General features: G+C 67.8%; 24 protein-coding genes, 2 tRNA genes and 3 pseudogenes. 21 read left to right on the forward strand and 8 right to left on the reverse strand.

Annotated features, from left to right (window positions below):
• Window positions 1-45: 45 nt before the first annotated feature.
• The 6 genes and pseudogenes from FHX42_RS13685 to FHX42_RS13710 all read left to right on the forward strand — a co-directional run.
• On the forward strand, window positions 46-708 hold the full coding sequence (locus FHX42_RS13685; RefSeq protein WP_328796106.1) for a YdcF family protein: 663 nt from the start codon (window positions 46-48) through the stop codon (window positions 706-708).
• Window positions 709-768: 60 nt separating this feature from the next.
• Complete coding sequence (locus tag FHX42_RS13690; RefSeq protein ID WP_182544649.1) at window positions 769-2,055, forward strand: deoxyguanosinetriphosphate triphosphohydrolase; 1,287 nt, start codon at window positions 769-771, stop codon at window positions 2,053-2,055.
• Between the two features lie 134 nt (window positions 2,056-2,189).
• Window positions 2,190-2,366 (forward strand): hypothetical protein, encoded by a 177-nt coding sequence (locus tag FHX42_RS13695; protein ID WP_182544866.1) that lies wholly within the window; start codon window positions 2,190-2,192, stop codon window positions 2,364-2,366.
• A 98-nt stretch (window positions 2,367-2,464) separates the two neighbouring features.
• A complete protein-coding gene (locus FHX42_RS13700) occupies window positions 2,465-3,592 on the forward strand; it encodes a serpin family protein (protein ID WP_182544650.1) in 1,128 nt (375 codons plus the stop codon).
• Between the two features lie 82 nt (window positions 3,593-3,674).
• Window positions 3,675-4,242: pseudogene (locus tag FHX42_RS13705) on the forward strand (carboxymuconolactone decarboxylase family protein).
• A 186-nt stretch (window positions 4,243-4,428) separates the two neighbouring features.
• Window positions 4,429-5,520: pseudogene (locus FHX42_RS13710) on the forward strand (RNA-guided endonuclease InsQ/TnpB family protein); the annotation flags it as partial.
• Window positions 5,521-5,670: 150 nt separating this feature from the next.
• Here the strand turns inward: FHX42_RS13710 and FHX42_RS27425 are convergent.
• Both FHX42_RS27425 and FHX42_RS13715 read right to left on the reverse strand, forming a co-directional pair.
• Entirely contained in the window at window positions 5,671-5,820 is a 150-nt protein-coding gene (locus FHX42_RS27425; RefSeq protein ID WP_328796107.1) for a hypothetical protein, read from the reverse strand.
• A complete protein-coding gene (locus FHX42_RS13715) occupies window positions 5,795-6,571 on the reverse strand; it encodes a sigma-70 family RNA polymerase sigma factor (RefSeq protein WP_328796108.1) in 777 nt (258 codons plus the stop codon). The genes FHX42_RS27425 and FHX42_RS13715 overlap by 26 nt, the downstream gene beginning before the upstream one ends.
• Before the next feature lie 54 nt (window positions 6,572-6,625).
• On the opposite strand from FHX42_RS13715, the gene dnaG reads away from it, so the two are divergent.
• The 8 genes from dnaG to FHX42_RS13755 all read left to right on the forward strand — a co-directional run bounded on the left by dnaG (window position 6,626) and on the right by FHX42_RS13755 (window position 12,361).
• The gene (gene dnaG / locus FHX42_RS13720) at window positions 6,626-8,527 is read left to right on the forward strand and encodes a DNA primase (protein WP_182544651.1); all 1,902 of its coding nucleotides are present in this window, start codon (window positions 6,626-6,628) and stop codon (window positions 8,525-8,527) included.
• Entirely contained in the window at window positions 8,524-9,084 is a 561-nt protein-coding gene (locus tag FHX42_RS13725; protein ID WP_182544652.1) for a hypothetical protein, read from the forward strand. Before dnaG ends, FHX42_RS13725 begins: the two co-directional genes overlap by 4 nt.
• A 73-nt stretch (window positions 9,085-9,157) precedes the next feature.
• The gene (locus FHX42_RS13730) at window positions 9,158-9,916 is read left to right on the forward strand and encodes a trans-aconitate 2-methyltransferase (RefSeq protein ID WP_182544653.1); all 759 of its coding nucleotides are present in this window, start codon (window positions 9,158-9,160) and stop codon (window positions 9,914-9,916) included.
• 199 nt (window positions 9,917-10,115) lie between these two features.
• Window positions 10,116-10,187 (forward strand) — tRNA-Asn (locus FHX42_RS13735).
• Window positions 10,188-10,326: 139 nt separating this feature from the next.
• Window positions 10,327-11,190: a potassium channel family protein gene (locus tag FHX42_RS13740; protein WP_328796109.1), complete on the forward strand. Its 864-nt coding sequence runs from the start codon at window positions 10,327-10,329 to the stop codon at window positions 11,188-11,190.
• Window positions 11,191-11,601: 411 nt separating this feature from the next.
• On the forward strand, window positions 11,602-11,811 hold the full coding sequence (locus tag FHX42_RS13745) for a hypothetical protein (RefSeq protein ID WP_182544654.1): 210 nt from the start codon (window positions 11,602-11,604) through the stop codon (window positions 11,809-11,811).
• A gap of 123 nt (window positions 11,812-11,934) precedes the next feature.
• Window positions 11,935-12,009: transfer RNA gene (locus FHX42_RS13750), tRNA-Ile, on the forward strand.
• Between the two features lie 172 nt (window positions 12,010-12,181).
• On the forward strand, window positions 12,182-12,361 hold the full coding sequence (locus tag FHX42_RS13755) for a hypothetical protein (RefSeq protein WP_182544655.1): 180 nt from the start codon (window positions 12,182-12,184) through the stop codon (window positions 12,359-12,361).
• 381 nt (window positions 12,362-12,742) lie between these two features.
• On the opposite strand, the gene FHX42_RS13760 is transcribed toward FHX42_RS13755, so the two are convergent.
• Window positions 12,743-13,456 carry a GAF and ANTAR domain-containing protein gene (locus FHX42_RS13760; RefSeq protein WP_182544656.1) on the reverse strand — a complete coding sequence of 238 codons (714 nt, stop codon included), beginning with the start codon at window positions 13,454-13,456 and terminating at the stop codon, window positions 12,743-12,745.
• Window positions 13,457-14,365: 909 nt separating this feature from the next.
• On the opposite strand from FHX42_RS13760, the gene FHX42_RS13765 reads away from it, so the two are divergent.
• Both FHX42_RS13765 and FHX42_RS27815 read left to right on the forward strand, forming a co-directional pair.
• The gene (locus tag FHX42_RS13765; RefSeq protein WP_182544657.1) at window positions 14,366-14,647 is read left to right on the forward strand and encodes a hypothetical protein; all 282 of its coding nucleotides are present in this window, start codon (window positions 14,366-14,368) and stop codon (window positions 14,645-14,647) included.
• A 3-nt stretch (window positions 14,648-14,650) separates the two neighbouring features.
• A pseudogene (locus FHX42_RS27815) lies at window positions 14,651-14,725 on the forward strand (Imm1 family immunity protein); the annotation flags it as partial.
• A gap of 158 nt (window positions 14,726-14,883) precedes the next feature.
• Here the strand turns inward: FHX42_RS27815 and FHX42_RS13775 are convergent.
• The gene (locus FHX42_RS13775) at window positions 14,884-15,270 is read right to left on the reverse strand and encodes an SLAC1 family transporter (protein ID WP_182544658.1); all 387 of its coding nucleotides are present in this window, start codon (window positions 15,268-15,270) and stop codon (window positions 14,884-14,886) included.
• Window positions 15,271-15,878: 608 nt separating this feature from the next.
• Between FHX42_RS13775 and FHX42_RS13780 the strand changes: the two genes are divergently transcribed.
• Window positions 15,879-16,271, forward strand: coding sequence for a hypothetical protein (locus FHX42_RS13780; RefSeq protein ID WP_182544659.1), 393 nt, complete (start codon window positions 15,879-15,881; stop codon window positions 16,269-16,271).
• Between the two features lie 160 nt (window positions 16,272-16,431).
• Here FHX42_RS13780 and pobA read toward each other — a convergent pair whose 3' ends face one another.
• On the reverse strand, window positions 16,432-17,607 hold the full coding sequence (gene pobA / locus FHX42_RS13785) for a 4-hydroxybenzoate 3-monooxygenase (protein WP_182544660.1): 1,176 nt from the start codon (window positions 17,605-17,607) through the stop codon (window positions 16,432-16,434).
• Window positions 17,608-17,807: 200 nt separating this feature from the next.
• Here pobA and FHX42_RS13790 point away from each other — a divergent pair, with 200 nt between their 5' ends.
• Window positions 17,808-18,164: a hypothetical protein gene (locus tag FHX42_RS13790; protein ID WP_182544661.1), complete on the forward strand. Its 357-nt coding sequence runs from the start codon at window positions 17,808-17,810 to the stop codon at window positions 18,162-18,164.
• Entirely contained in the window at window positions 18,161-18,556 is a 396-nt protein-coding gene (locus FHX42_RS13795) for a hypothetical protein (protein WP_182544662.1), read from the forward strand. The genes FHX42_RS13790 and FHX42_RS13795 overlap by 4 nt, the downstream gene beginning before the upstream one ends.
• A gap of 6 nt (window positions 18,557-18,562) precedes the next feature.
• Here the strand turns inward: FHX42_RS13795 and FHX42_RS13800 are convergent, their stop codons facing one another.
• From FHX42_RS13800 to FHX42_RS13810, 3 genes are all read right to left on the reverse strand, one after another.
• Window positions 18,563-18,772, reverse strand: coding sequence for a YbdD/YjiX family protein (locus FHX42_RS13800; protein ID WP_235987289.1), 210 nt, complete (start codon window positions 18,770-18,772; stop codon window positions 18,563-18,565).
• Entirely contained in the window at window positions 18,769-20,925 is a 2,157-nt protein-coding gene (locus tag FHX42_RS13805) for a carbon starvation CstA family protein (protein WP_182544663.1), read from the reverse strand. The genes FHX42_RS13800 and FHX42_RS13805 overlap by 4 nt, the downstream gene beginning before the upstream one ends.
• 266 nt (window positions 20,926-21,191) lie before the next feature.
• On the reverse strand, window positions 21,192-22,010 hold the full coding sequence (locus FHX42_RS13810; protein WP_182544664.1) for an LLM class F420-dependent oxidoreductase: 819 nt from the start codon (window positions 22,008-22,010) through the stop codon (window positions 21,192-21,194).
• 307 nt (window positions 22,011-22,317) lie between these two features.
• Between FHX42_RS13810 and FHX42_RS13815 the strand changes: the two genes are divergently transcribed.
• Window positions 22,318-22,866 (forward strand): SigE family RNA polymerase sigma factor, encoded by a 549-nt coding sequence (locus FHX42_RS13815; protein ID WP_328796110.1) that lies wholly within the window; start codon window positions 22,318-22,320, stop codon window positions 22,864-22,866.
• Window positions 22,863-23,912, forward strand: a complete 1,050-nt coding sequence (locus FHX42_RS13820; RefSeq protein ID WP_182544665.1) for a hypothetical protein — start codon at window positions 22,863-22,865, stop codon at window positions 23,910-23,912. The genes FHX42_RS13815 and FHX42_RS13820 overlap by 4 nt, the downstream gene beginning before the upstream one ends.
• Window positions 23,913-23,925: the final 13 nt, after the last annotated feature.

The following is a 23,925-nucleotide window of genomic DNA, read 5'->3' on the forward strand; positions in this document are numbered from 1 at the left end:
AGGGACGGCGCCCGCGGTTCATGTCGATCTGGAACCATGCGGGACGTGACCCACGCCCGAGACGTACGAGACCCGCGCTCGCCCGGTGGTGGGCGAGCCCTGCGCAGGATCCTGTTCGGTGCGCTGTTGGTGGCGGTGCTGGTACTCGGAGGCACCGTTTTCCGCGTCTGGCAGGTCGCCGGTGTCGAACAGCGGCGACCCGCGGACATGATCGTCGTGTTGGGTGCGGCGCAGTACAACGGTGAGCCCTCCGCCGTGCTGAAGGCGCGTCTCCAGCACGCCCTCAGCCTCTACGAGCAGGGCTATGCCGAGCACATCGTGACGGTGGGGGGCAACCAGGAGGGTGACAACTACACCGAGGCCCAGGCGAGCCGGATGTGGCTCGTCGACCACGGCGTGCCCTCGCACGGTGTCGAGGACGTCGAGACGGGCAAGGACACGCTGCGCAGCATTCGTGCGGTGGGGGACCTGGCCGAGCAGCGCGACTGGCAGACGGCACTGATCGTCAGCGACCCGTGGCACTCGTGGCGCTCGCGGACCATGGCCAACGAAGTCGGGCTCCGGGCCTGGTCGTCGCCGACCCGGGTGGGGCCGACCGTGGACGGTGCCGACATCCGGCGGCAGTACATCATTCGGGAGACGGCGGCGATGCTCTACTACCGCTTGTCCCACGCCTCGGCCGATGTCAGTGGCATGGGGTTGAACTGAGGCCGTGCTCCGGCTCTTCCGCTCGACGTTTCTGCGGTGTCGCGCCGTAGGCTGAGGTCGATGGACGACCTGCCCGGTTACGGTGATCACGACGTGACGCGGCTGCTCGCCGAGTCACCGAAGCAGGCCGCCCTGCCGGACGCGCAGGAGGCCAGGACCCCTTTCGCGCGGGACCGCGCCCGGGTGCTGCACTCGGCGGCCCTGCGGCGGCTGGCGGGCAAGACGCAGGTCATGGGCCCCGGTGAAGGCGACGTGCCGCGCACGCGGCTCACCCACTCGCTCGAAGTGGCCCAGATCGGCCGGGGGATCGCCCACGACCTGGGGACGGACCCCGATGTCGTCGACACGGCCGGGCTGGCCCACGACATCGGGCATCCCCCGTTCGGGCACAACGGCGAGCAAGCTCTCGACGACGTGGCCGCGAGCTGCGGCGGGTTCGAGGGCAACGCGCAGACGCTGCGCATCCTCACCCGGCTCGAACCCAAGCTGGTGGACTCCGCCGGAACCGGCCACGGCCTGAACCTGACACGTGCCTGCCTGGACGCGACCACGAAGTACCCGTGGCCGAAGCGACGGGACCGGAGCAAGTTCGGCGTCTACGACTCCGACCTGGCGGTGTTCGACTGGATGCGCTCGGGAGCCGAGCACACCCGGCGCTGCCTGGAAGCCCAGATCATGGACTGGTCCGACGACGTCGCGTACTCGGTGCACGACGTCGAGGACGGAGTGCACTCCGGGCGCATCTCGCTGCGGATGCTGACCCGCGAGGAGGAGCGCTCCGAGATCGCCCGGATGGCCGCGAAGCATTTCCACCACGAGGTGCGTTCGGCCGACAGCGTCGACCTGCTTGAATCGGCCGCCGTGGAGCTGGTGCGGCTCCCCACCGTCGCGGCCGTGCTCGACTACGACGGTTCCCTGTCGGCCCAGGTCGCCCTGAAGCAGCTGACCAGCGAGCTCGTGGGCCGGTTCGCCACGGCGGCCGTGTCGGCCACCAGGGCGGAGTTCGGGCCGGGACCACTCACGCGCTACGGTGCCGACCTGGTGCTGCCGGATCAGGTGATCGCCGAGGTCGCGGTGCTCAAGGCCGTCGCGCTGCGCTACGTCATGAGCGATCCCGGGCGACTGAGCTTGCAGGAGCGTCAGCGTGCGTTGCTCACCGAGCTGGTCGGGGTGCTCGCCGACGGTGCTCCTGAGTCGCTGGATCCGGCGTTGGCCGCGGCGTGGCAGCACGCCGGAGACGACGCCCACCGGCTTCGGGTGGTGCTGGACCAGGTCGCCTCGCTCACGGACGAACAGGCAGTCACCTGGCACCGCCGGTACGTGCTCTCGGGGGGCGGGACGGTGTGACTTATCTCCGCTTCGCCGGTGTTCAGGACTTTCCCGCACGCACAATAGTGACGCTGTGTATTGGTCATCCGAGTTGATGACGCTGCTCGACAGGGATACGGCGCTGTAGTACTCACGCGCCGTGAGGAGATTTCGTGATGCCGAATCGGCACTACATCCGCAAGCTCGACATGAGCGGTGAGCCCTACGTCAACGCGGACAACCTGGCCGACTGGGTCAGCGACCTGAACTGGGAGGACCCCGCGGCCCTCGCCGCGGCCGACTACATCGCCAGGGAGCTGCGGCTGATGGGGCTGGCCGACGCCGAGTAGGTGCTCGCTGCGCGAACACACCGGAGGCGGACCGTGGCAGACTCGGATCCGACCGAGCGACAAAGCGCCGAGCAGCGCCTTCGCGAACGGAGACCAGTGTGGCCGCGAGTAACCACGTCGACTTCAGCCTCTCGCTGCACCATCGGCTCGCCCCCGCCACGGACCGGGACTTCTGCTGGTCGCCCTATTCGGTGGCCAGCGCGCTGGGACTGGCCGCCGCAGCGGCCGGTGGACGAACCCGGCAGGAAATCCTGGGCGCCCTGCGCGCGAGTGACGACGACCTCACCGACATCCTCGGGTTGCTGAAAGGCGCGACCGAGCTCGACGAGGCCGGAGCCGGCGCCGAGGATCCCGTCCTGGCGGTGGCCAACACGCTCTGGGCCGAGGGGCAGCTGCCGCTCGAGGATTCCTACGTGCGGAAGCTGTCGGACTGGCCGGGCGGTGCCGTGCGCGGTGCTCCCTTTCGAACCGCCCCGGAACAGGCCCGCCAGGAGATCAACGCCGACGTCGCCCGGACCACCCGTGACCTGATCCCGGAACTCATCGCACCCGGAATGGTGGACTCCGACACGGTCGCGGCCCTGGTCAACGCGCTGTACCTGAAGACGTCCTGGACCGAGGCCTTCGACGAGCAGGCCACGCGGGACCTCCCGTTCCACGCCCCGGAGGGCACTCGCGAGGTGCCCACCATGCGGGTGACCCGCGGGCTGGGATACGCGGCCCGGGACGGGTGGCAGGTCGTGACCCTTCCTGCCGAGGGAGGACTCGAAGCCGTCGTCCTGCTGCCCGACGACGGGCTGGCGCAGGCCGAGCCGCGGTTGGACGCCGCCCGGATCGAGGCGCTGGTGTCGGCGACGCGGCAGCAGCGCCTCGACCTGTCGATGCCGAAGTTCGAGGCCACCGGCGAGGCCGAACTCCAGGGCGCGCTGGGCGAGCTCGGTGCCCGGACCCTGTTCACCCCGGACGCCGACTTCGCGCCGCTGACCCCGCATCCGCTGCGGGTCTCGGCCGTGCTGCACCAGTCGGTGCTACGGGTGGACGAGAGCGGATTCGAGGGCGCCGCGGCCACGGCGGTGATGATGCGCCTGATGGCGGCGGTCGACGAGCCCGATCCGATCCGGGTCGAGGTGAACAGGCCCTTCCTGTTCCTGGTGCGCCACCGGGAAACCGGGGCTCTCCACTTCCTGGCCCGCGTGGTCGCCCCGAGCTGGTCGGGGCGCGGCTGACCGGCGCTGTCACGTTCGGCGGTTCCGTCTCGTCAACCGGGTGGGCGCCCGCACCGGGCGGGCTTTCCACCGGGGAGCGACGATGCCACGGATTCCGGAAGTGACCACCGAACAGGCGGGCCGGCCTGACCAGGCTGAGCTACTGGTTCTCCCGGCGCCGCTATGGCGCCGTGCTGCGGTCGGCCTCCGTCGCGGCACACCACCCGGGCCTGCTGCTCGGCCTGGGCGTCGGCGAGCTGGCGATCGAGAAGACGGCCACCACTCTGCCCGCGAGCATTCGGGAGCTGGCCCTCTACCGGGTGTCCACGCGGATCGGCTGCTCGTGGTGCGTGGATTTCGGCACGATGCTGCAACATCGGGAGGGGCTGGACACCGCCGGGCTCCCCGGGATCGACGACTACGCCGCCTCCGAGCGCTTCGGTGATCTGGAACGCCTGGTGATCGCCTATGCCGACGCCATGACCGAGCAGCCGATGCGGGTCACCGACGAGCAGGTCGCCGAGCTCGACGAGCGTCTCGGCCACAAGCGCGTGGTCGAGCTGACCCACGTGATCGCCGTGGAGAACCAGCGCACGCGGTTCAACCACGCCCTGGGCATCACCTCCCAGGGATTCGCCTCCGGCGAGGCCTGCCGCGTTCCGACGTCCTGACCGAGGGGGGCGGCTTTACCGGAGCCGCCCCCGCTCACAGCGGCACGCGCCCGAGCTTGTCCGGATTGACGATAGATTCAGTGCAAATTCCGGTCTCCGGGTCGGAGCGAGTCGATCAGGGTGGTTCTGTGGTGGTCACTCGTTCGTGGTCTTCAGGGTGGCGAACTGGTGGTCGATGGTGTGGGTGTGCAGTTGCGGTACCGGTATCGGTTGTATCCCACCGACGGGCAGCGTCAGGCGTTGAGTCAGGCGTTCGGTAATGCTCGTGTGGTCTACAACGATGCAGTGCGTGCCCGCCACGACGCCTACGCTGCCGGGGAGAAATACCCGACCGGCGCCGTGTTGCAGAAGCGGTTGATCACTGAGGCGAAGCACACCGCCGAACGCGGGTGGTTGGCCGAAGCGTCGAACATCGTGTTGCAGCAAGCCATCCGCGACTGCGATGCCGCGTACAAGAACTTCTTCGACTCGCTGTCCGGTAAGCGTGCCGGCCGCAGGGTCAGGACACCTCGGTTCAAATCGAAGCGGGATGCTCGGCAGGTGATCCGGCTGCACACGGGCGGGTTCGCGGTGCGGGCCAACGGGCGGCTGCGGCTGGCCCGGATCGGTGATGTCGAGGTGCGGTGGTCGAGGGATCTGCCCTCGGCACCGTCGTCGGTGACGATTGTCAGAACCGCCGATGGTCGGTACTTTGCCTCGTCCGTGGTCGAGGTGGGTGACGAGACCCTGCCGCCGGTGCTCGACAAACACGGAGACGAGGTGGAACTCGCCCTGGACTTGGGGTTGCCGGCGTTTGCGGTGGACCAGCACGGTAACGCGATCACGAATCCGAAGTTCCTGCGGCGGGCGGAACGCAAGCTCAAGCGGCTGCAGCGGGCACTGTCACGCGAGGAGAAGGGGTCGAAGAACCGGGACAAGGCCCGCACGAAGCTGGCTCGGCAGCACGCGAAGGTGGCCGATACCCGCTTGGACTGGCTGCATCAGGAAACTTCCAGGATCGCTCGTGAGAGCCAAACGGTCGTTCTGGAAGACCTCCCGGTCAGCGGGTTGGCCCGTACGCGGTTGGCGAAGTCAGTGTACGACGCCAGCTGGGGTGGGTTCCGGCGGTTGGTGGTCGAGAAGTGCGCCCGATGGGGCCGAATACTGGTGGTCATCGACCGATGGCTGCCCACTTCGCAGACCTGCTCGGTGTGCGGGCGTCTCGACGGCAAGAAATCCTTGTCGGTGCGTACCTGGTCGTGTCCGTGTGGCGCTGTGCACGACCGGGACACCAATGCCGCGAAGAACATCCTCGCCGCAGGACGCGCGGAGAGGCTAAACGCCTGTGGAGGCGACGTAAGACCCCACACCGGGGCGGTCTCCGAGGAAGCAGGGGAACCCGCGAGGCAGTACCACCCCGAACGCGGCATAGCCGCGTGGGAACCCCATTCACGATGGGGAGCACGTCAAGATGTCGAACACCTCGGCCACCCGGCCGTCACGAACGGTGAAGGTCATGACCCGGGGGCGCACTTCCGCGGTCTCGGACCCGCCGGGCAGGATCAAGCCGAGGTCACCGTTGACCAGTGCCGGGCGCATGCCGCTGAGCAGGTCGTCCCCGTACTTCTCCGCCAGGCCGACGACGAACCGGGAGACCTTGTCGACGCCGACCACCGGGTGCCGCGCGGTGCGTGCCCTGCCGTCGCTGTCGCCGTGGACGGGCGGCTCGCGGGTGGAGGACGCGGGCCACAGCCGCCACGTCACGCGCCGAAACGGCGGCGAGGAATTCGCCCGGGACGCGCTGTTGCTCGGGCATCGGGATGCGCGGTGGTGGCCCGGCCGTTGTCATCGCGCGCCGTCCGCGTGAAGCGTGCTGGCGCGCGGTGGCTGCGGTGCAGCCAAGTACATCGGCGATCTCGGCGAACGGCGTGTCGAACCCGTCGTGGAGGACGAACGCCAGCCGCTGTTCCGGCGTCAGTTCGTGGAGCACGGGCAGCGCGGCGAACCGCAGGTCCTCGTGATCGACCACGACGTCCAGCGGGTCCCGCGCCTGCCCGTCGACCTCGCCGACGACCGGTTCCGGCAACCACGGTCCTACGTAGCTTTCCCGGCGCACCGCCGCCGAGCGCATGTGGTCCAGGCAGATGTGCCCGACGACCGTGGTCAGCCAGGCACCGAGGTCGCCGATCCGCGCCTTGTGCGCCTCGGCCAACCGCATGAGCCGCCGCCACGCCTCCTGCACGGCGTCCTCGGCATCGGCGGGTCTGGCCGTCAGCCGGTAGGCCGCCCGCAGCAGGTTCGGTCGGTGGCGGTCGAACTCGGCCGCCAGAGCGTCGTCACCCTCGTCCACCTCGTCATTGTGCCGCGTCGGGGTGCTTACCAGCCGACCTCTAGACTGGGGGGCGTGGTAGGAAAGATCCGGGAAAGCGACATCGCCGAGGTACGCGACCGCAACCGGATCGACGATATCGTCGGTGAGTACGTCGCCCTGCGCGGCGCCGGTGGTGGCGCTCAGAAGGGGCTGTGCCCCTTCCACGACGAGAAGACCCCCTCGTTCAACGTGCGTCCCAGTCACGGGACCTTCCACTGCTTCGGCTGTGGTGAGGGTGGCGACGTCATCGCCTTCCTGATGAAGACCGAACACCTCGGTTTCGTCGAGTCCGTCGAGCGGCTGGCCGACCGGGCCGGACTGCGGTTGCGCTACGAGGACGGCGGCTCGACCACCCGGCGCGATCCGGGCACCCGGGCGCGGCTGGTGGAGGCGCACCGGCTCGCGGCCGAGTTCTACGCCGAGTGCCTGCGTTCGCAGGAGGCGCAGGCCGCTCGGGAGTTCCTGGCCCAGCGCGGGTTCGACGAGTCCGCCGCGACGACGTTCGGCTGCGGGTTCGCGCCGAGCGGCTGGGACAAGCTGACCAAGCACCTGCTGGGCAAGGGATTCGAACTCGACGAGCTCTACAAGGCGGGACTGGCCAGGGAGGGCCGCCGCGGCCCGATCGACCGGTTCCACCGCCGTCTGCTGTGGCCGCTGAAGGACCTCGGGGGTGACATCGTCGGCTTCGGTGCCCGGCGCGTGTTCGACGACGACCCGATCGATGCCAAGTACGTCAACACCTCGGCCACCCCGATCTTCAACAAGTCGCAGGTCCTGTTCGGTATCGACCTGGCCAAGCGCGAGATCGCCAAGCGCCATCAGGCCGTCGTCGTCGAGGGCTACACCGACGTGATGGCGATGCACCTGGCCGGGGTCCCCACGGCGATCGCCTCGTGCGGGACCGCCTTCGGGGAGGACCACATCGCCGTGCTGCGGCGGTTGATGATGGACGACGACGCCTTCCGCGGCGAGGTGATCTACACCTTCGACGGGGACGAGGCCGGGCAGAAGGCGGCGCTGAAGGCCTTCGACGGCGAGCAGCAGTTCGCCACCCAGACCTACGTCACGATCACCCCGGACGAGATGGACCCGTGCGAGCTGCGTCAGCACAAGGGTGATGCGGCGGTCCGGGACCTGGTCGCCCGCCGTCGCCCGTTGTTCGAGTTCGCCATTCGCAGCCTGCTGACCGGTTACGACCTGGACTCCGTGGAGGGCAGGGTCGCCGCGCTCAAGCGCACGGTCCCCCTGGTGGGTCAGATCAAGGATCCCGCCAACCGGGACGGCTACGCCGCCAAGCTCGCCTGGTGGGCGGGATGGGGCGACGAGAACCAGGTCGTGCGGCGGGTTCGGGAGACGGCCGGTGGCAGTGAGCCCGCGAAACCGCGTCGCAAGCAGGTTCGCGACTCGAACCAGGACTCGCTCGGTCTCGAGGCCGAGTTGCCGGCGCGTCCCCCGCGCCACGACCTCCCCCGGTGGTCCCAGCGCGAGGTGCTGAAGGCGGCCCTGCAGGTACCCGTCCTGGCCGGTCCGCAGTACGACTCGCTGCCGGAGGAGGCGTTCACCGAGCCCGTCTACCGGGAGCTGCACCGCGCGCTGATCGCGGCGGGTGGGACGATGTCGGGCCTGTCGGGACCGGAGCTGATCGACGCGGTCGGCCCGCACTGCCCGGACCGGCTCACCGGCAGCCTGCTGACCCAGCTCGCGGTGGAAGCGCCCGACACGAAGTCGGAACCGGACCACCGCTACGTCAACGGGATCCTCGCCCGGGTGCAGGAGCACTTGGTGGCGGGCCAGATCGCCGACATCAAGTCACGGGTGCAGCGACTGTCGCCCCTCGACGACGCCGACGAGTACCACGCGTTGTTCGGTGACCTGGTGGCCCTGGAGCAGTACCGCAAGTCGTTGCTCGAAAAGGCCGTGGACGGAGCCGTATGAGCCTGGGACTCCGACGCTGGGCGCGGCGACTGCTGGCGCGCATGAACGGGACCGACATCCTGCCGGAGGGGTTCTCCGGCACGCTTGGGGCCGATGAGCAGGTCCTGGCGGTCGCGCACGGCGACGCCGGGTCGTTGGTGGCAACGAGCACGGGGCTGTGGGTACCGGAGGGCGGGACGACCAGGCGCGTCGGGTGGCACCTGCTGAGCAGGGCGTCCTGGAACGACGGCGTGCTCACCGTGATCGAGTCCGAGGAGTTCGGTACGGCGGGCTCGGCCGTCCTGCTGCGTGATCAAGCGCCGCGGCGGTTCGTCCTGTCGTCGCCGGGGCGCGTTCCCGAAGTGGTGCACGCGAGGGTGACCGGTTCCATCAAATCCAGCCACCACCGCGAGCTGCCCGGCGGGGGCGCGTGGTTCGTGCAGCGCAAGATTCCCGGCCAGGACGGCATCGTGCTGCAGGTGCGGGCGGATCGGGGAACCGATGAGGTCGTACTGGCGGATTACGCCGCCGAGATCGCCGACCAGCTACGCCGGGTACGGGACTCCGCCCGGGAGTGAGGCGAACAGCACCGCGAGGGCTCCGGCGACGGCTACAGTACGAACGTACGGTTCACTCTCGCCGGAGGTGCTCATGTGGGACCCGAAGCAGTACCTGGCTTTCGCCGAACAGCGTGACCGGCCCGCGCACGATCTGCTCGCCCGAGTCGGGGCGGAAACCGCGCGACGCGTCACCGACCTCGGGTGCGGCGCGGGCACTCTGACTCCGCTGCTGACCTCGCGGTGGCCGGAGGCCGCTGTCGAGGCGATCGACTCCTCCCCCGAGATGGTCCGGGCCGCTCGCGCCAACGGGATCGAGGCGAGTGTCGAGGACGCGCGGAACTGGCGTCCGCGTCAGGACACCGACGTCGTCGTGTGCAACGCCGTGCTGCAGTGGATCCCCGGACACGTCGACCTGCTCAGGAACTGGATACCGGCGCTGCCCTCCGGGGCGTGGTTCGCCCTCCAGGTGCCGGGAAACTTCGACTCGCCTTCTTACCAGGAGATTCGTGAGCTGGCAGCCGAGCCCGAATGGCGCGAACACGCGGCCGGTCTGCTGCGTTCCGACTCCGTGCTCGCTCCGGTGGACTACGCCGACGTCCTGGCCGACCTCGGTGCCGAGGTCGATGCATGGGAGAGCACCTACGTTCACGCGCTGAGCGGGGAGGACCCGGTGCTCGACTGGGTCAGCGGGACGGCGTTGCGCCCCGTCCGCGCGGCTCTGGACGAGCGGCGGTGGCAGCGGTTCCGCGCCGAGCTCGCCACGCGCTTGCGGGAACGGTATCCGCGACGCTCCGGTGGCACCACGTGGTTTCCGTTCCGTCGGATCTTCGCCGTGGCGAGGCGCCGTTGAGCGTGGAGCGGGGTTGGCTGGTGTCGCCGCTGCTGGTCACGATCGTCGGTCGGCTCCGTCGTGGGGCACGGCGAACTCGAGGAGGGGGGTGTGAAAACCCTCGAGGGGATGAGTTAGAGTATGTGTTGTCAGCGTCGAGGCGCTGTGAACGGCAGAGCGAAGACGAAGTGAATACACGGTCGAGTTCGCATCGACGTAATCCTCCGTAGCTCAATGGCAGAGCATTCGGCTGTTAACCGAAAGGTTACTGGTTCGAGTCCAGTCGGGGGAGCAGAAACCCCAGGTCACCGACCTGGGGTTCTTCTTTTGCCCGCTTCGGCCGGCCACGAGCGCACGCAGCCGCGATGATGTCGTCCGCAGGTGAGCGATGCTACAGCGGTGGACCAGCGCAGTCTGTCAGCATCAAGCCCGTGACCACGGACGAAGAGGTTGGGAAGGCCGCCGACGGCGCCAAGGGCACCACGACGCGCGACGAGCCGAGGGTGGCCGCGTGGGAGTACCGGATGCAGTGGCCCCTCGTCGCCGCTGCCGTGGCTTTCCTGGTCGCCTACACCTGGCACGTGCTCGCTCCCGACATGAGCTCGGGCCGGGCCCTGGGCGTCAACGCCTTGATGTGGGCGATCTGGGCACTGTTCGCCCTCGATTACGTGGTCCGACTCGCGCTCGCGCAGCGAAAGCTCCGCTTCGTTCGACGGAACGTTCTGGATCTCGTGGTGGTCGTGTTGCCGGTGTTCCGGCAGTTGAGGCTGCTGCGTATCGTCACGGTGCTGACCGCGCTCAACCGAGCCGCCAGCGGCAGCGTGCGCCGCAACGTCGGGATTTACACCGGAGGTTCCGCGCTCCTGCTCGGCTACTGCGCCGCGCTGGCCGTCCTGGAGACCGAACGCGGGGCGCCGGGGGCGAGTATCACCACCTTCCCCAACGCGCTGTGGTGGACCATCACCACCATGACCACCGTCGGTTACGGCGACTACGCACCCGTGACCGCGCGGGGGAAGGTCATCGCGGCGGGGCTGATGCTGGGCGGCATCGCGTTGCTCGGTGTGGTCACCGCCTCGATAGCGTCCTGGTTCGTCGAGCACATCCAGGGTGCGGAGGAATCCCGCAAGGAATCCCGGCTCCAGGAGAAAGCCGTCCTCGAGGAGCTGCACGCGGTGAGGGCCGAGCTGGCCGAGCTGCGCGCGACCCTCACCGATACTCGGAGCACGGACGACGCCGGTGCTACCGCGACGCACGAGCATGTCGGGGAGCGATCTTCCCAGTCGTTGGAATGAGCCACGATCAGGAGCGCGCCCCCAACCGCGAAAGATCATCGGGTGCGCGTTCGGGGTGGGAATCTCCTGTGCGCGGGAGAGTGCGATCATCGATGCGCTCCCGCACTTCCGTGGCGACGTTCGGCCGTGACGGCCCTGTCACCTAGGTGGGCGACGGGGTGAAGAAAAGGTCAGGCTTGGGTAACGATTCCCGGCGCGCGGGCGGTAATTCGAGTGCAATACCGGGGATATTTTCACTGTTTTTGCAGGTCAGAACGTCCGCTCATGATCGGTAATCGCATGCTGACGTCGGTGGCTCCGGTGAACAAGCCGGCGCCGCCATGCGTTATATACAACGTGAAACCCATTGCTTTGCGTCCTCGGGGCAGTGGAGTCAGGAGACGGGGACGGAGCAGGAACGGGGGAGTACTGATGTCCGCACCAGGAATCGGCAAGCAGCCACGGCTGGCAGTGCCCGACTTCGCCTCGGTGACCCGGTTGCCGAAGCCGATCAAGGCGCTCGTTTATCTGGCCATGTTGGCCGTGTTGACCGTGGCCGTCGTCGGAGCGCTGCTGGCCACTGTCGTGATCATCGGAGAGGTGACCGGCTCGTTGGAGATCGCGACCATCATGAGTCGGTGAACGCGGGAGACACGAGGGTGACGCATCGCTGGAGGCGCCGCCCTCGATGTGTCCGCGTGTGATGGAACCCCGCGCGCAGCTTTCGTGCACGTACTCGCTACGATCACGCGCGTGAGCCTTGTGGGGGCGGTAGCTCAGCAGGTCAGAGCAGCGAACTCATAATTCGTCAGGTCGTCGGTTCAAATCCGACCCGCCCCACTCCACCCCAGGTCAGCGGCTTGGGCAGACCGACAACGCCAACCGACCGTGCACTTTACGTGCACAAAACTCCGCTTCGCTCTGATCCGTAAGCTTCATCGAGGATGTCGGCAGCTTCCCGCGAAGTGGGACGTTTGTCCATGCACACGTCCTGGGTGATCGACGGGCGAGCGTGCCCGATGGCCCGGCGATCGCCCGCGCGCTGGGCTTCATCGTGGGCGGCCCCTCCGGGGCCGCCGGGGGAAAGCCGAGCACGCTGGAACAGCGACGAGCACCGGGTGGCGAAGCACGCTCGATCGAGGGCGGTTACAAGACGACTCACAACCAGACCCGAAGTCATCCGGCAACGTGACAGCTCCCCATGAGCGCCGGCTTGGTCGGCTTAGTACTGCTGAGTCCGGCGCTCCGCTGCCGCGACTGCGGACATCGGGGCTCGCGGGGCGAGCCGCGCTGCCCACAGCCTTGCCTCGAGTAGTGCTCGGATGGGCAAAAAGTGCGCCAGGCACGGTTACCGGTTTCGTCCCCGACGCACGTTGAGGAGGCCCGCAACACGAGCTGACCCGCTAGCCCTCGACCTGGTTGCTTCGAGGAATCCCAGCGTCACAGGAGTTGAAGCTCGGGGTCGCCGCCCAAGTTCCCGGGAGGGCCTCGAGATGCAGGCGATGAGAGGTGGGTGCGGTTCGGGAGTGGTCGGGAGGCCCCGTGCTGGTGGTTGGGCGAGGATGCCAGCGGCTCAACCGTTACCGTCTCCGGAGATCTCGCCGGTTTCGACGATCTGGCGGGCGATGTCGCGGAGCTTGACGTTGTTGTTCTGCGAGAGTCTCTTCAGCACCTCAAACGCTCGCTGCTCGGAGAGCTTGTAGCGCTCCATGGCGATACCGAGCGCCTCGCCGATCTCCTGGCGGGTCTCGATCGCCTCGTGTAGCTGCGCATCGTTCCGGGCACTGGCGAAGGCCACCGCAGCATGTGAGGCGAAAACCCAGCCCACCCGCTCGGAGCGCTCCGTGAACGCGTGGGGTTGCGACGAGTACAGGTTCAGGGCCCCGAACGTCTCCTGTTCGTTGAACAGCAGGAACCCCATCGCGCTGCCGATTCCAAGCTTGGAGGCCCGAGGGGCGTACCGTGGCCATCGGTGCTCGCTGTTGGCCATGTCGGGGGTCCGATAGGTCTCCTGCTGGTCCTCGATCGCATCGAGACACGGCCCCTCGCCCAGCTCGGTCTGGAGCCGATCCGACTCCTGGCCCCACCAGCTCGTACTGGTCAGAGTCGTCAGCTGCCGCCCTCGCCCCAACATCAGGATGCTGGCCTCTTCGCACTCCTCGACCGTGCTCACCGCATAGGTGGCGACGCGATCCAGCGTGCTCTCCACCAGACCCTGCGCGAACAGGTGCCGCATCATGTGCGCCAGCGAGACAGCCAGCTCCTCCGACACGGGATCCTCCGTCATGATCACAAACTCCCTACGCCAACCGGCGGTCTGCCCCGACAGCACCGCCCCACGCTAGCGTGAGCACGAGAACTCTACCCGGCCGTAACCGACGTGGGACGACGAGGTGGAACCGAACCCGCGGGGTGATCAGCTACGTTTCCGGCGTCACGACCGCGAGCCAGTCAACGACGAGTTGGTCCGCCCCCAGCGGTGGCGCCTTCTGATCAGAGGAAGTCTCCAGATACGAGGAAGCATCATCCCGGCACCACGATGCGAGCCACGGTCGGTGGCACGACGTCAGGGGGCGAGCCTTCCACGGAAGTACGATCACGCTGCTCGGACGGGCACAGGCTACTTCCACGGATGGCCTCTCCACCTCGCGTGCTGGCTCACCTGCTTGTGGACGTGCTGTCGTACAGGGCCGACCGATGAGTCACCCTCGCTTTTCAGCGCCGTCCCGACAGCGCGCTGCGCTGCGTCCTCGTCAGCGAACGGAGTGCTTGCGGAGCGATTCGCGTATGGAACGGTGCCCGTACCGGATCTCGTGTCATAAGCGAGGAAGCACTGGCATGCACGTCGACCTCGCACATCGGACCCCGAGTGCGGACCGAAGATTCCTCGTCGTTCAGCGGTAGCCGACCGCGCTGAGTTTTTCGTCCGTGACGAGGAACTCGATCACGACGCGTGTTCCGAGCAGATACTCCTGCGCCGGTTCGGACCGCATCCGCGCCAGCAGCAGGCGCGGATCGAGATGATCACTGCTTCATCTGCCGTTCAGCCCCGCCTCACTCCTGCCGGCGAACCTGTTCGTGACGCCAACCGGAGTAATCCACCCTGCGCTGTTCTCCCGCGATTCGGTCAGGTCCGATGTCCGACCATCGAGCGTCGCGGAGGCACTGCGAAGTGGACCGAACGAAGAGGTACCCCATGAAAGCGACGCAACTCCCACTGCCGACCCTGCTTCTGGTGCTCGCGGGGGCCAGCGTGATCGTCGGCGATCTGGTCACCCCGCACGGTCGCTCCCCCTGGCTCGAGATCGGTCTCGGGGTGCTGTTCCTCGGCCTGATGTCGGTGAACTACGAGCTCAGCCAGCGCAGGCGAGAGCTCGATCGCACCTTTCGTCCCCAAGAGGTCAAGGTGACCGCGGGCGGACACGTGGCGAAAGGTAAGTGGCCCGATGCCGGAGGGCCACTGCCGGCGGACGCGTAAGCCGAAGCGGTCACCGAGTACTGCAACACTGGCCGGCGGCCTCGGTGCGTTCGGTGGTGGTCCGACGAGTGGTACTGATCCGGTGGAGACGCGAAAACGCGCCCCGCACTCGACCGGCCGACCTGGAAAGGCCACCGGGAATGCGGGGCGTCGAGTGTCCACCACTGGGGGTCAGGCGGACAGCAGCAGAGTACTGATCAACAGCGGGTGTGTCGAGGGGTGATGAACGATCTTCGTTAATCATGCCGTGTTGCGCGGAACGACCGCAGGAGCATGGCGACGAAGACCACCGTCCACGCGGCCAGCGCCAGCCGGATCTCGTTCTCGCCGAGCGCGGTGAGGACGGGCGCGAGCCTGGTGGTGCCGAGCGCGTGCGTCGCGGCGCCGTACATGCCGAGCGGGAACACGATGCCCCACCAGGGCGGGGCTTGGCGCACCGGAACCCGGTGAATGACGTGGTGCCACCAGCCCGCGGTCACGAACGCGGGGATCAGCCAGGTACCGAAGCTCCGGAAAACCACCGTGATCCCGGTAACGAGCTCCCGGGCAGCGGTGACCAGCGATGTCCCGGTCATCCCCGGCGCCGGGGCACCGGCCAGGGTCGTGATGGTGGTGATACCCATGGCCACCCGGTACGGCCGGGTGAGCTCGACCTCGCAGGTCGTAGAACACCGGTCTGCTGAGCACGAGAGCGCTGGTGAGCCCGTAGAGGACCACACCGGTCGACCAGCAGAACACGGCGAGCAGTGCGAAGCACCCCGGCGCGAGGGTCCGCGAGGCTTCGCTGCCGCGATCGGTGTACGTGTTCATCGGGCTCTCCAGGCTTACGGTCGCCGGTATCCGTCGGTACCTGTTTCGGGGGTACCGGAGCCTGGCTGCGGTGGGCGACGCGGGCCGCCGCCGAAACCGGAGCGGGGACTCCGCCCGAGGACCGGACGAACGGTCACACGCCGAAATCCGCCGATGCGCTCCCGTTCGGGACATACCTGACTCGAAAGAATTAACTTGCCACGGTGCGTTTTTGGTGAGCAATTCTCGCTTCTTGTTTTCGTGCTTCCAATCGCGGCGGACGCCTTCTCGCGCGCGGTGGAATATGACACCGCGAAAGCCACCCGCTACGAGGTCAAGATCGTCGATGCTGTATCGATTCTCCCGGCGGGCCGATGCTCGCTGGTTCCCGAGCCTTCGGAGAGGGAAGGTGCCGTACCCGCGACCGCGAACGGAGCGATGCATGCAGGATTTCGACCAGTGGCGGCGGCTGGGCAAGCACTGGCACGCCTACAGCGAGAAGCGGGATGAGCAGGGGCAGTCGACACGCGTGTCCCGGCTCGCTCGCGAGCCTGACGTCACTCTGTTCAGCCCCAGGTCCGTGGCCGAATGGCTCGCGGACAGGACCCGCGAGCACTCGCCGCGAACGGCGGTCAAGCTGCTCGGCGAGAACGCCGGATGGGGGCACATGGCCGACGGCAGGCACATCGATCACGACCTGGCCGCGGACGAGAGTACGGCCTCGCGTGGCGACAGCATCTACGTCTCGATCACCCGGCAGGACGAGCGCACGGACCTCTGGGTGGAGGCGGTCATGGATGAGGAATGTCCGGAGGTGCATCACGAACAGGAGTGACCCTATCGATGTGCCCCACTTGTGGAAGTCCCCTGATTCCCCCCCAGGGCGGTGGAACGCCCAAGTGTCCGAAATGCGGTTAGCCAAGCGGTTGGTGCTGTTTTACGAACGCGAGCGGGCGGGGCCGGTCGGCACCAGTGCGGTGCCGACCGGCGCGGGTTCAGATGCTGGCGAGTCCCACGTAGTTCTCGGCCAGGGTGGTCGCCGCCGACGGCGAGTGCAGCAGGTACTCGAACTGGGAACGCTGGAGTCGCCGGTCGAACGCGGCGTCCGGTCCTTCGAAGCGGTGCGTCATGGAGGTCATCCACCACGAGAAGTGCTGAACCCTCCAGACTCGACGCAGGCAGTCCTCGGAGTAGGTGTCGAGTCCGGTCGTGCTGCCGGTGCCGTAGAAGTCGGTGACCGCGCGGGCCAGTCTTTCCACGTCGGACACCGCGAGGTTGAGCCCCTTGGCCCCGGTGGGCGGAACGATGTGTGCGGCGTCCCCGGCGAGGAACAAGCGACCGTAGCGCATGGGCTCGGCGACGAAGCTGCGTAATGCCGTGACGCTCTTGTCGATGATCGGGCCCTCCTGGAGGGTCCATCCCGGACTGCCGAGCCGGGTCTGCAACTCCGCCCAGATCCGCTCGTCCGGCCACTGCTCGATCGGATCGTTCGGGTCGCACTGCAGGTACAGCCGGCTCAGTTCGGGTGAGCGCAGGCTGTGCAGGGCGAAGCCGTTCTCGTGGTTGGAGTAGATCAGCTCCTCGGTGGATGGCGGTACCGTCGCCAGGATGCCCAACCACCCGAAGGGGTAGACGCGCTCGTAGACGCTGAGGGACTCGGCGGGAATCGCCTGTCGGCACGGGCCGTGGAACCCGTCGCACCCGACGAGGAAATCACACGTCAGTTCCTGCGTGCGGCCTTCGTGGGTGTAGTGGACCACCGGCCGCTCCGTGTCGATCTTGTCGACGGTGAGGTCGTCGACCTCGAACAGCACCTCCCCGCCGTCGCGTTGGCGCCGCTCGGTGAGGTCCTTGACCACCTCGCGCTGGCTGTAGACGGTCACGGTCCGGCCGCCGGTGAGGTCGCTCAGCGGGATGCGGTGGCGCTCACCGTCGAACTGGATGTTCACACCGTGGTGCACGTCGCCCTCGCGGTCCAGTCGTTCACCGACCCCGGACTCGCGCAGCAGGTCGACCGTTCCCTGCTCCAGGATTCCGGCGCGGACGCGTTGCTGGACGTGTTCCTGGCTGCGGCGTTCCAGGACGACCGAGTCGATGCCCTGCAGGTGCAGCAGGTGCGACAGCAGCGTTCCTGCTGGTCCCGCTCCCACGATCGCGACCTGGGTGTGCATCCGTTGCTCCTTCTTCGTCGGTAGTGACCTGAGCCTCTCAGGGTGAGCGGTGCAGGACACGACCCCAAGCTTCTGCCCAGTGGAAGTCACGGCACGAAACTTCGGTGGCCACGAGGCCGCCCGTTCGCGAGGTGCTCAATTGGTGACGATGCGTGTCAAGTGCTCCCGGAGTCGTACTGGCGGCTTATGCTGACCGCGCGGTGGTGAAGAAACCGAGCATCTCGTTGGACGAAGAAGTCGCCGACAAGGCCACGCAGGCGGCCGAACGCGATGGCATGTCCTTGTCGGCATGGCTGTCCAGGGCGGCCGAGCAGGCAGCGGGACGGGACGCGGCGCGGGCGGCGGTTCAGGAGTACTTCGAGGAATTCGGAGAGCCTGACGCGGAGACCGTCGCTGCTGTGGAACACGAGCTGGAGCAGGCAGGGTTCTGGCAGCCGCCCGCCCCGGACCATGAACAAAAGCGATTGGCAGCTCCGGCGATGCTGTCAGCACCGTTTCAGGGAACAGAGTCGCAGGAAACAGAGTGGCACGAGACAGGGGAGCGGCTTGCCGGATGAATGCCAGGTTCGATCTCGTGCTCGACGTCGGGGTGCCGATCAAGGTCGAGTCACTGCCGAACGGTGCCGTGATTCAGCGGATACCGAGGACTCTTGAGACCGGTCGTGACATCTTCTTGCCCGCTGTCGCTTTCGCTCAGGTGTGGCGCCAAGATCCTCGGCAGTATCCGATGCACAAACTCCGCAAGACTTCTCGGGTGGTGCCGTTCACCGAGGAGACCGCAGTCTCGGTGGGTCGTTTGTTGCGCCTGAGCGGCACCAGTGACGTGGTGGATGCGGCGGTGGTGGTCGCCGCGATCGAGCACGACGCGACCGTGGTGACTTCAGACCCCGCCGACTTGTCCAAACTCGCTGGCGCCGTCGGCTTTCCCCTGCCGTTGATCGAGGCCTGACCGGTATCAGCAGCACCGCGCCCCGGGATCGCGGTCCCCGCGGTCGATGTGCCGGCGCCAGAACTCGCGCTCGCCGAGCGGCTGTTCGTCGGGGTGATGGATCCGGTGATGCTCGAGATAGCGCTCGTAGGCCGTTTCCCCGACGACGCCACGAGCGATCTGCCAGGCTGCGCGCAGACCAGCGCGCAGCCTGGACAACATCGCAGGCGAACTCAACTACCGGCTCCGACCGTTTCCTGCTCCTGCTCCTGCTCGGCGTGCTCTCGCCGGATCCGACGTTCCTCGGCGGTCGGAATCAGACCGGAGGGCGCCCACCGCTGCGACTCCTCGTAGGGCGCCTCGGTGCTGGTGGGCGGTTCGTTTCCGCGCAGCGCCTTGACCCAGACCCGCATCGCGTCCACGAGGACGACGATGATCAGCAGGGCGAACAGGATGCTCAGCACGCCGTCGAGGGTGCTGTTGAACACCACTTGGTGCATGTCCTCGAGGCTCTTGGCCGAGCCCAGGTTCGTGCGTCCCTCCTCGATGGCGGTCTGGTACTGGGCGCGCTGGGCGAAGAAGCCGATGTCGGGATCGGCGGAGAAGACCTTCTGCCAGCTCGCCGAGAGCGTGACGGCGATGTCCCAGGCCAGGGGCACCAGTGTGACCCAGGCGTACCTGGCCCGGCCGCTCTTGATCAGGATCGTGGTGCCCACGGTGAGGGCGACGGCGGCCAACAGCTGGTTGGCGATGCCGAACAGCGGGAATAGCTGGTTGATGCCCCCGAGCGGATCGTTGACCCCGGCCCACAGGAAGTAGCCCCAGCCGGCGACCATCAGCCCGCTGGAGATCCAGATCCCCGGCTTCCAGCTCACGTCGCCGAACTTCTTCCAGACGTTGCCGATGGTGTCCTGCAACATGAACCGCCCCACGCGGGTACCGGCGTCCACGGTGGTCAGGATGAACAGCGCCTCGAACATGACCGCGAAGTGGTACCAGAACGCCCGCAGGGAATCGCCCCCGACCACGTCGGAGAACACCTGCGACAGGCCCAGCGCCAAGGTGGGGGCACCTCCGCTGCGGCCGACCAGGGTCTCCTCCTCGACGGCGGCGGCTGCCGCGGCCAACTGGTCGGGCGTGATCTGGAAACCGATCCCGGCCACGGCCTGCGAGGCCGACCGCAGCGTCTCACCCAGTACGGGATCGGGCATGTTCATCGCGTAGTACAGCGCCGGGTCGATGATGCACGCCGCCGCCAGGGCCATGATCGCCACGAACGACTCGGTGAGCATCCCGCCGTAGCCGAGGATCCGAACCTGGGACTCCTTCTCGACCAGTTTCGGCGTCGTGCCCGAGGACACCAGTGCGTGGAAGCCGGAGAGCGCACCGCAGGCGATCGTGATGAACACGAACGGGAACAGCGATCCCGCGGTCACCGGCCCCTGACCGTTCATCGCGAACTCGGTCACGGCCGGGAACCGCATGACCGGCATCGCGATCACCACGGACACGGCGAGCATCACGATCACGCCGACTTTCATGAAGGTGCTGAGGTAGTCACGCGGAGCCAGCAGCATCCACACCGGCAGCACCGAGGCGACGAAACCGTAGATGATCAGGGAGAAGGTGATCTGGTTGCCGGTGAGGGTGAACGCTTCCGCCAGCGCGGAGTCGGCGATCCAACCGCCGCCGATGATGCTCAGCAGCAACAGGGCGATACCGATCACCGAGGTCTCGATGATCCTGCCCGGGCGCAGGTAGCGCAGGTAGCAGCCCATGAACAGCGCGATCGGAATGGTCATCCCGATGGAGAAGGCACCCCACGGCGAGTCCTCCAGCGCGCCCACGACCACCAGCGCCAGCACCGCCAGCAGGATGATCATGATGGCGAGTACGGCGATCAGCGCGGCCGCACCGCCGACCGGGCCGATCTCCTCCCTGGCCATCTGGCCGATGCTGCGGCCGTTGCGCCGGGTGGAGAAGAACAGCACCACCATGTCCTGCACGGCCCCGGCGAAGATGACCCCGACGATGATCCAGATCGTGCCGGGCAGGTACCCCATCTGGGCCGCCAGCACCGGCCCCACCAGGGGACCCGCTCCCGCGATCGCCGCGAAGTGGTGACCGAACAGCACCCTGCGATCGGTCGGCTGGAAGTCGGTGGCGTTGTCGAACCGCTCGGCTGGTGTCGCTCGGTTGTCGTCCACGCGCAACACGCGGCGTGCGATGAAGCGCGCGTAGAAGCGGTAGGCGATGGCGTAGGAGGCCACCGCGGCGAAGACCAGCCACGCCGCCGAGAGCTCCTCCCCGCGACTGAGCGCGAGTAACCCCCAGGCGACCGCCCCGAAGACCGCCACGAGTGCCCAGACGACGATCTCGCCGGGACTCATCCTTCGTTTTCTCGACGTCTCTTTCGTCGACGTCGCTTCCGTCGTTTCTGCCACCGCGCCCGGTCTCCTTCAATGTCCACACAGCCGTGCGATCAACCGCACGACCGTCAAGAGGATCGACTTCACGGGCCCGGTTGTCCAGTCCTTCGGGCGGGTTCACCATCATGCGGGAGAAGCGGAGGCATGCGTGTCCGGCGAAGCACCAGGTGTGTCCGGTGGGAGCGTGGTGGCCCGCCCGGCGACGTGACCACCACGCGGATGTGTTCCTACCCGCGGATGAGGCCGCTCATCCGGTCGAGCTGCCGCAGGGTCTCGTCGCGTGGCTCGGTCGGCAGGGAGAACAGGATCCGGTCGACTCCGGCCCGTTCGTACTCGTCGACGCTGGCGGGATCGTCCGGAGCCGCGTACAGCGAGACGGGGACGCGCCACCCGGCTTGGTCCCGGACCTGCTTGATCTGCTCTGCGAGGTTCTCGGTTCCGGCGCGGGGCAGCCACCCACCGCCGTACTCGGCCACGCGGGCGAACGAACGCGCGCTCTCCCCGCCGACGTAGATCGGCGGGTGCGGTTGCTGCACCGGCTTGGGCCAGGAGTAGATGGGATCGAAGTCGACGTGTTCGCCGTGGAACTGGGCCTCCTGCTGGGACCAGATCGCGCGCATGGCGCGGATCCGTTCGTCCATCAGAGCGCCCCGGCGGGCCGGGTTGGTGCCGTGGTTGCGCATTTCCTCGCGGTTCCATCCCGCGCCGACCCCGAAGATCACGCGTCCCCCGGAAACGTGATCGAGGCTGGCGACCTCCTTGGCCGTGACGATGGGATCACGTTCGATGATCAGGGCGATCCCGGTGGCCACCAGCAGGTTCTCGGTCGCCGTCGCCGCCGCGGTCAGGCTCACGAACGGATCCAGCGTGCGGTAGTAGATCCGGGGCAGGGGTTCGCCACCGGGGTAGGGGGTTTCGCGACTGGTGGGGATGTGGGTGTGCTCGGCGAGGAACAGCGAGTCGAAGCCGCGATCCTCCGCGGCCTTGCCGAGTTCGGCGGGGGCGATGCCCTCGTCGGTGACGAATGTGGAGATTCCGAACTTCATCCGAGATCGGCCCTACCCGCTCCCGAGAACCGGGCAGGAGCCTTCCCTCCTCACGAGCTTCTCGCGGGACACTACTGGAGACCTTGCCGTACCGACACTAGAGCAAGCCACCCCGCAGGACCCGCTGGAGTGTGTGGTCCTGTTCGGACAACGCTGTCCGTGATCGGTTATTCCGGAGCGGTCCGTCCGAACCGGACGGCATCGGTGTCGATGCCGGTACCGTCAGCCGTCGGCGGCACTGGTTGAATGGAAAAAAGTGGATGTCGGTTGCCAACCTGAAAGGGGGTCTCGGGCGTCGTGCTGGTACGTGACGGTTTCGATCGCCGTGCCCGTGACCGCCCGGCCGAGCGACGGGTTGGCGGACATGGATGAGCTGACGGCCAAACTCACCGACCTCTACCAACAGCACTACCGGCAACTGCTCCGCATCGCCGCGCTGCTCGTCGACGACCGCCCCTCCGCGGAGGACATCGTGCAGGATGCCTTCGTCCGGGTCTACGACTCCCGCTCGAGGCTGCGCGACCCCGACAAGGCGCTGGCCTTCCTGCGTCAGGCGGTGCTCAACCGCGCCCGTTCGGTGCTGCGCCGCAGGCTGGTGGCCAAGCGGTATCAGCCGCGCATCGCCGTGCCGGACGCCCAGCCCGACAACAGCAGCCGGGGAGTGGACCGTGCGGTGCTGAGCGCCGCTCTGGCGCGGTTGCCACGCAGGCAACGGGAAGCCGTCGTCCTGCGTTACTACGCGGACTTCAGCGAATTCCGCACCGCGGAGCTGATGGGCGTTACGCGGGGCGCGGTGAAGTCGTACTGTTCGCGCGGTGTGGCGCGATTGTCGGAAATGCTGCGGGAGCGGGTGTGAATCACGGGGAGAATCGGGCGGAGACCGATGCCGAGATGGTCCGCGAGGAACTGCACCGCTACGTCGAGGATGTCCGGCCCGCTTCCGACACCCTGCCCCGGTTGCTGGCCGCGACCCGCCGTCGTCGCTTTTCGCGCCGCGCCCGTCGTCCGCTGGGCGCGGCGGTGGCCGTCGCGGTCGTGGCCACGGGGGCTTTTCTGGTGGCGCTGGTGGTCGTGCCCGCGGATCGGAGTGTGCCCGCTCCGGTCGGTGTGGCCCCGAACAGCTACCTCGCACAGCCTCGCCCGGGTGTGATCGCCGCCTACGACCTCGCTTCCGGTGAGCGGATTCGCGAGGTGTCCCGAGTGCCCGGCCGGTCACCGAGCCCGTTGGCCGTTCACGGCAAGCGCGTCTACGCGGTCGCTGCCGAGCGCGACCGCTCCGCCGTCGTCGAGATCATGCCGGACGGAGAACGACGCACGATCGAACGGGCGCCCGCGGGGCAGCGGATCACGGGGTTGGCTGCCGGCGCGGGTGGTGTCGGTTACCTCGTCGATCACGAGGTGGTCGTCGTCGGGGAACGACACTCGCGCGGGATCACCGTTCCGCGAGGAGTCGAGGTGGTGGATCTCGCGGTGGGTCCGCGGGGAGGGGTCGCGGTGCTGACGAGGTCACGTGACTCCGCGCTTCGGGCTACGAGTGTCCGGTTCGCCGCTGCCGGGGCCACCACGCTGACCCCGGTGCTGCGGTCGGAGTGCGGTCCGCTGGCGATCACCTGGACCGAGACCGGAGTGGCGGCGTTGAACTCGGTCGACTGCCGTCCCGGCACGATGCGCATCGCGACGTTCGATCCCCGCAGCGGGGAACGTGTCGCGGCGGGCACGCCGTTCGAGGTCGGCCCCTCCGATGGCGGCGTGGGGCGGATCGGTCTCTCGGCGGACCTGCTGGGCCGCTACCTGGTCTCGGCGGGGGGACGGCGGTGGCTCGTCGACGGTTCGCACATCAGCGGTGTCCCCTCAAAGTGCGCGGGAGACTGCGTCGCCGCACCCGCCGTGCTGTGGGGGTGACCTCGCCGTCGGG

This window comes from Halosaccharopolyspora lacisalsi (genome assembly GCF_014137975.1).
In the GTDB taxonomy this organism is placed as follows: domain Bacteria; phylum Actinomycetota; class Actinomycetes; order Mycobacteriales; family Pseudonocardiaceae; genus Halosaccharopolyspora; species Halosaccharopolyspora lacisalsi.

Bases quoted from the DNA above. Each gene is read 5' to 3' on its own strand.
- FHX42_RS13690 (WP_182544649.1), top strand. From the start codon at position 769: ATGGACGACCTGCCCGGTTACGGTGATCACGACGTGACGCGGCTGCTC.
- FHX42_RS27425 (WP_328796107.1), bottom strand. From the start codon at position 5,820: ATGCGCCCGGCACTGGTCAACGGTGACCTCGGCTTGATCCTGCCCGGC.
- FHX42_RS13725 (WP_182544652.1), top strand. From the start codon at position 8,524: ATGAGCCTGGGACTCCGACGCTGGGCGCGGCGACTGCTGGCGCGCATG.
- FHX42_RS13730 (WP_182544653.1), top strand. From the start codon at position 9,158: ATGTGGGACCCGAAGCAGTACCTGGCTTTCGCCGAACAGCGTGACCGG.
- FHX42_RS13745 (WP_182544654.1), top strand. From the start codon at position 11,602: ATGTCCGCACCAGGAATCGGCAAGCAGCCACGGCTGGCAGTGCCCGAC.
- FHX42_RS13760 (WP_182544656.1), bottom strand. From the start codon at position 13,456: ATGACGGAGGATCCCGTGTCGGAGGAGCTGGCTGTCTCGCTGGCGCAC.
- FHX42_RS13765 (WP_182544657.1), top strand. From the start codon at position 14,366: ATGAAAGCGACGCAACTCCCACTGCCGACCCTGCTTCTGGTGCTCGCG.
- FHX42_RS13775 (WP_182544658.1), bottom strand. From the start codon at position 15,270: ATGGGTATCACCACCATCACGACCCTGGCCGGTGCCCCGGCGCCGGGG.
- FHX42_RS13780 (WP_182544659.1), top strand. From the start codon at position 15,879: ATGCAGGATTTCGACCAGTGGCGGCGGCTGGGCAAGCACTGGCACGCC.
- pobA (WP_182544660.1), bottom strand. From the start codon at position 17,607: ATGCACACCCAGGTCGCGATCGTGGGAGCGGGACCAGCAGGAACGCTG.
- FHX42_RS13795 (WP_182544662.1), top strand. From the start codon at position 18,161: ATGAATGCCAGGTTCGATCTCGTGCTCGACGTCGGGGTGCCGATCAAG.
- FHX42_RS13805 (WP_182544663.1), bottom strand. From the start codon at position 20,925: ATGAGTCCCGGCGAGATCGTCGTCTGGGCACTCGTGGCGGTCTTCGGG.
- FHX42_RS13810 (WP_182544664.1), bottom strand. From the start codon at position 22,010: ATGAAGTTCGGAATCTCCACATTCGTCACCGACGAGGGCATCGCCCCC.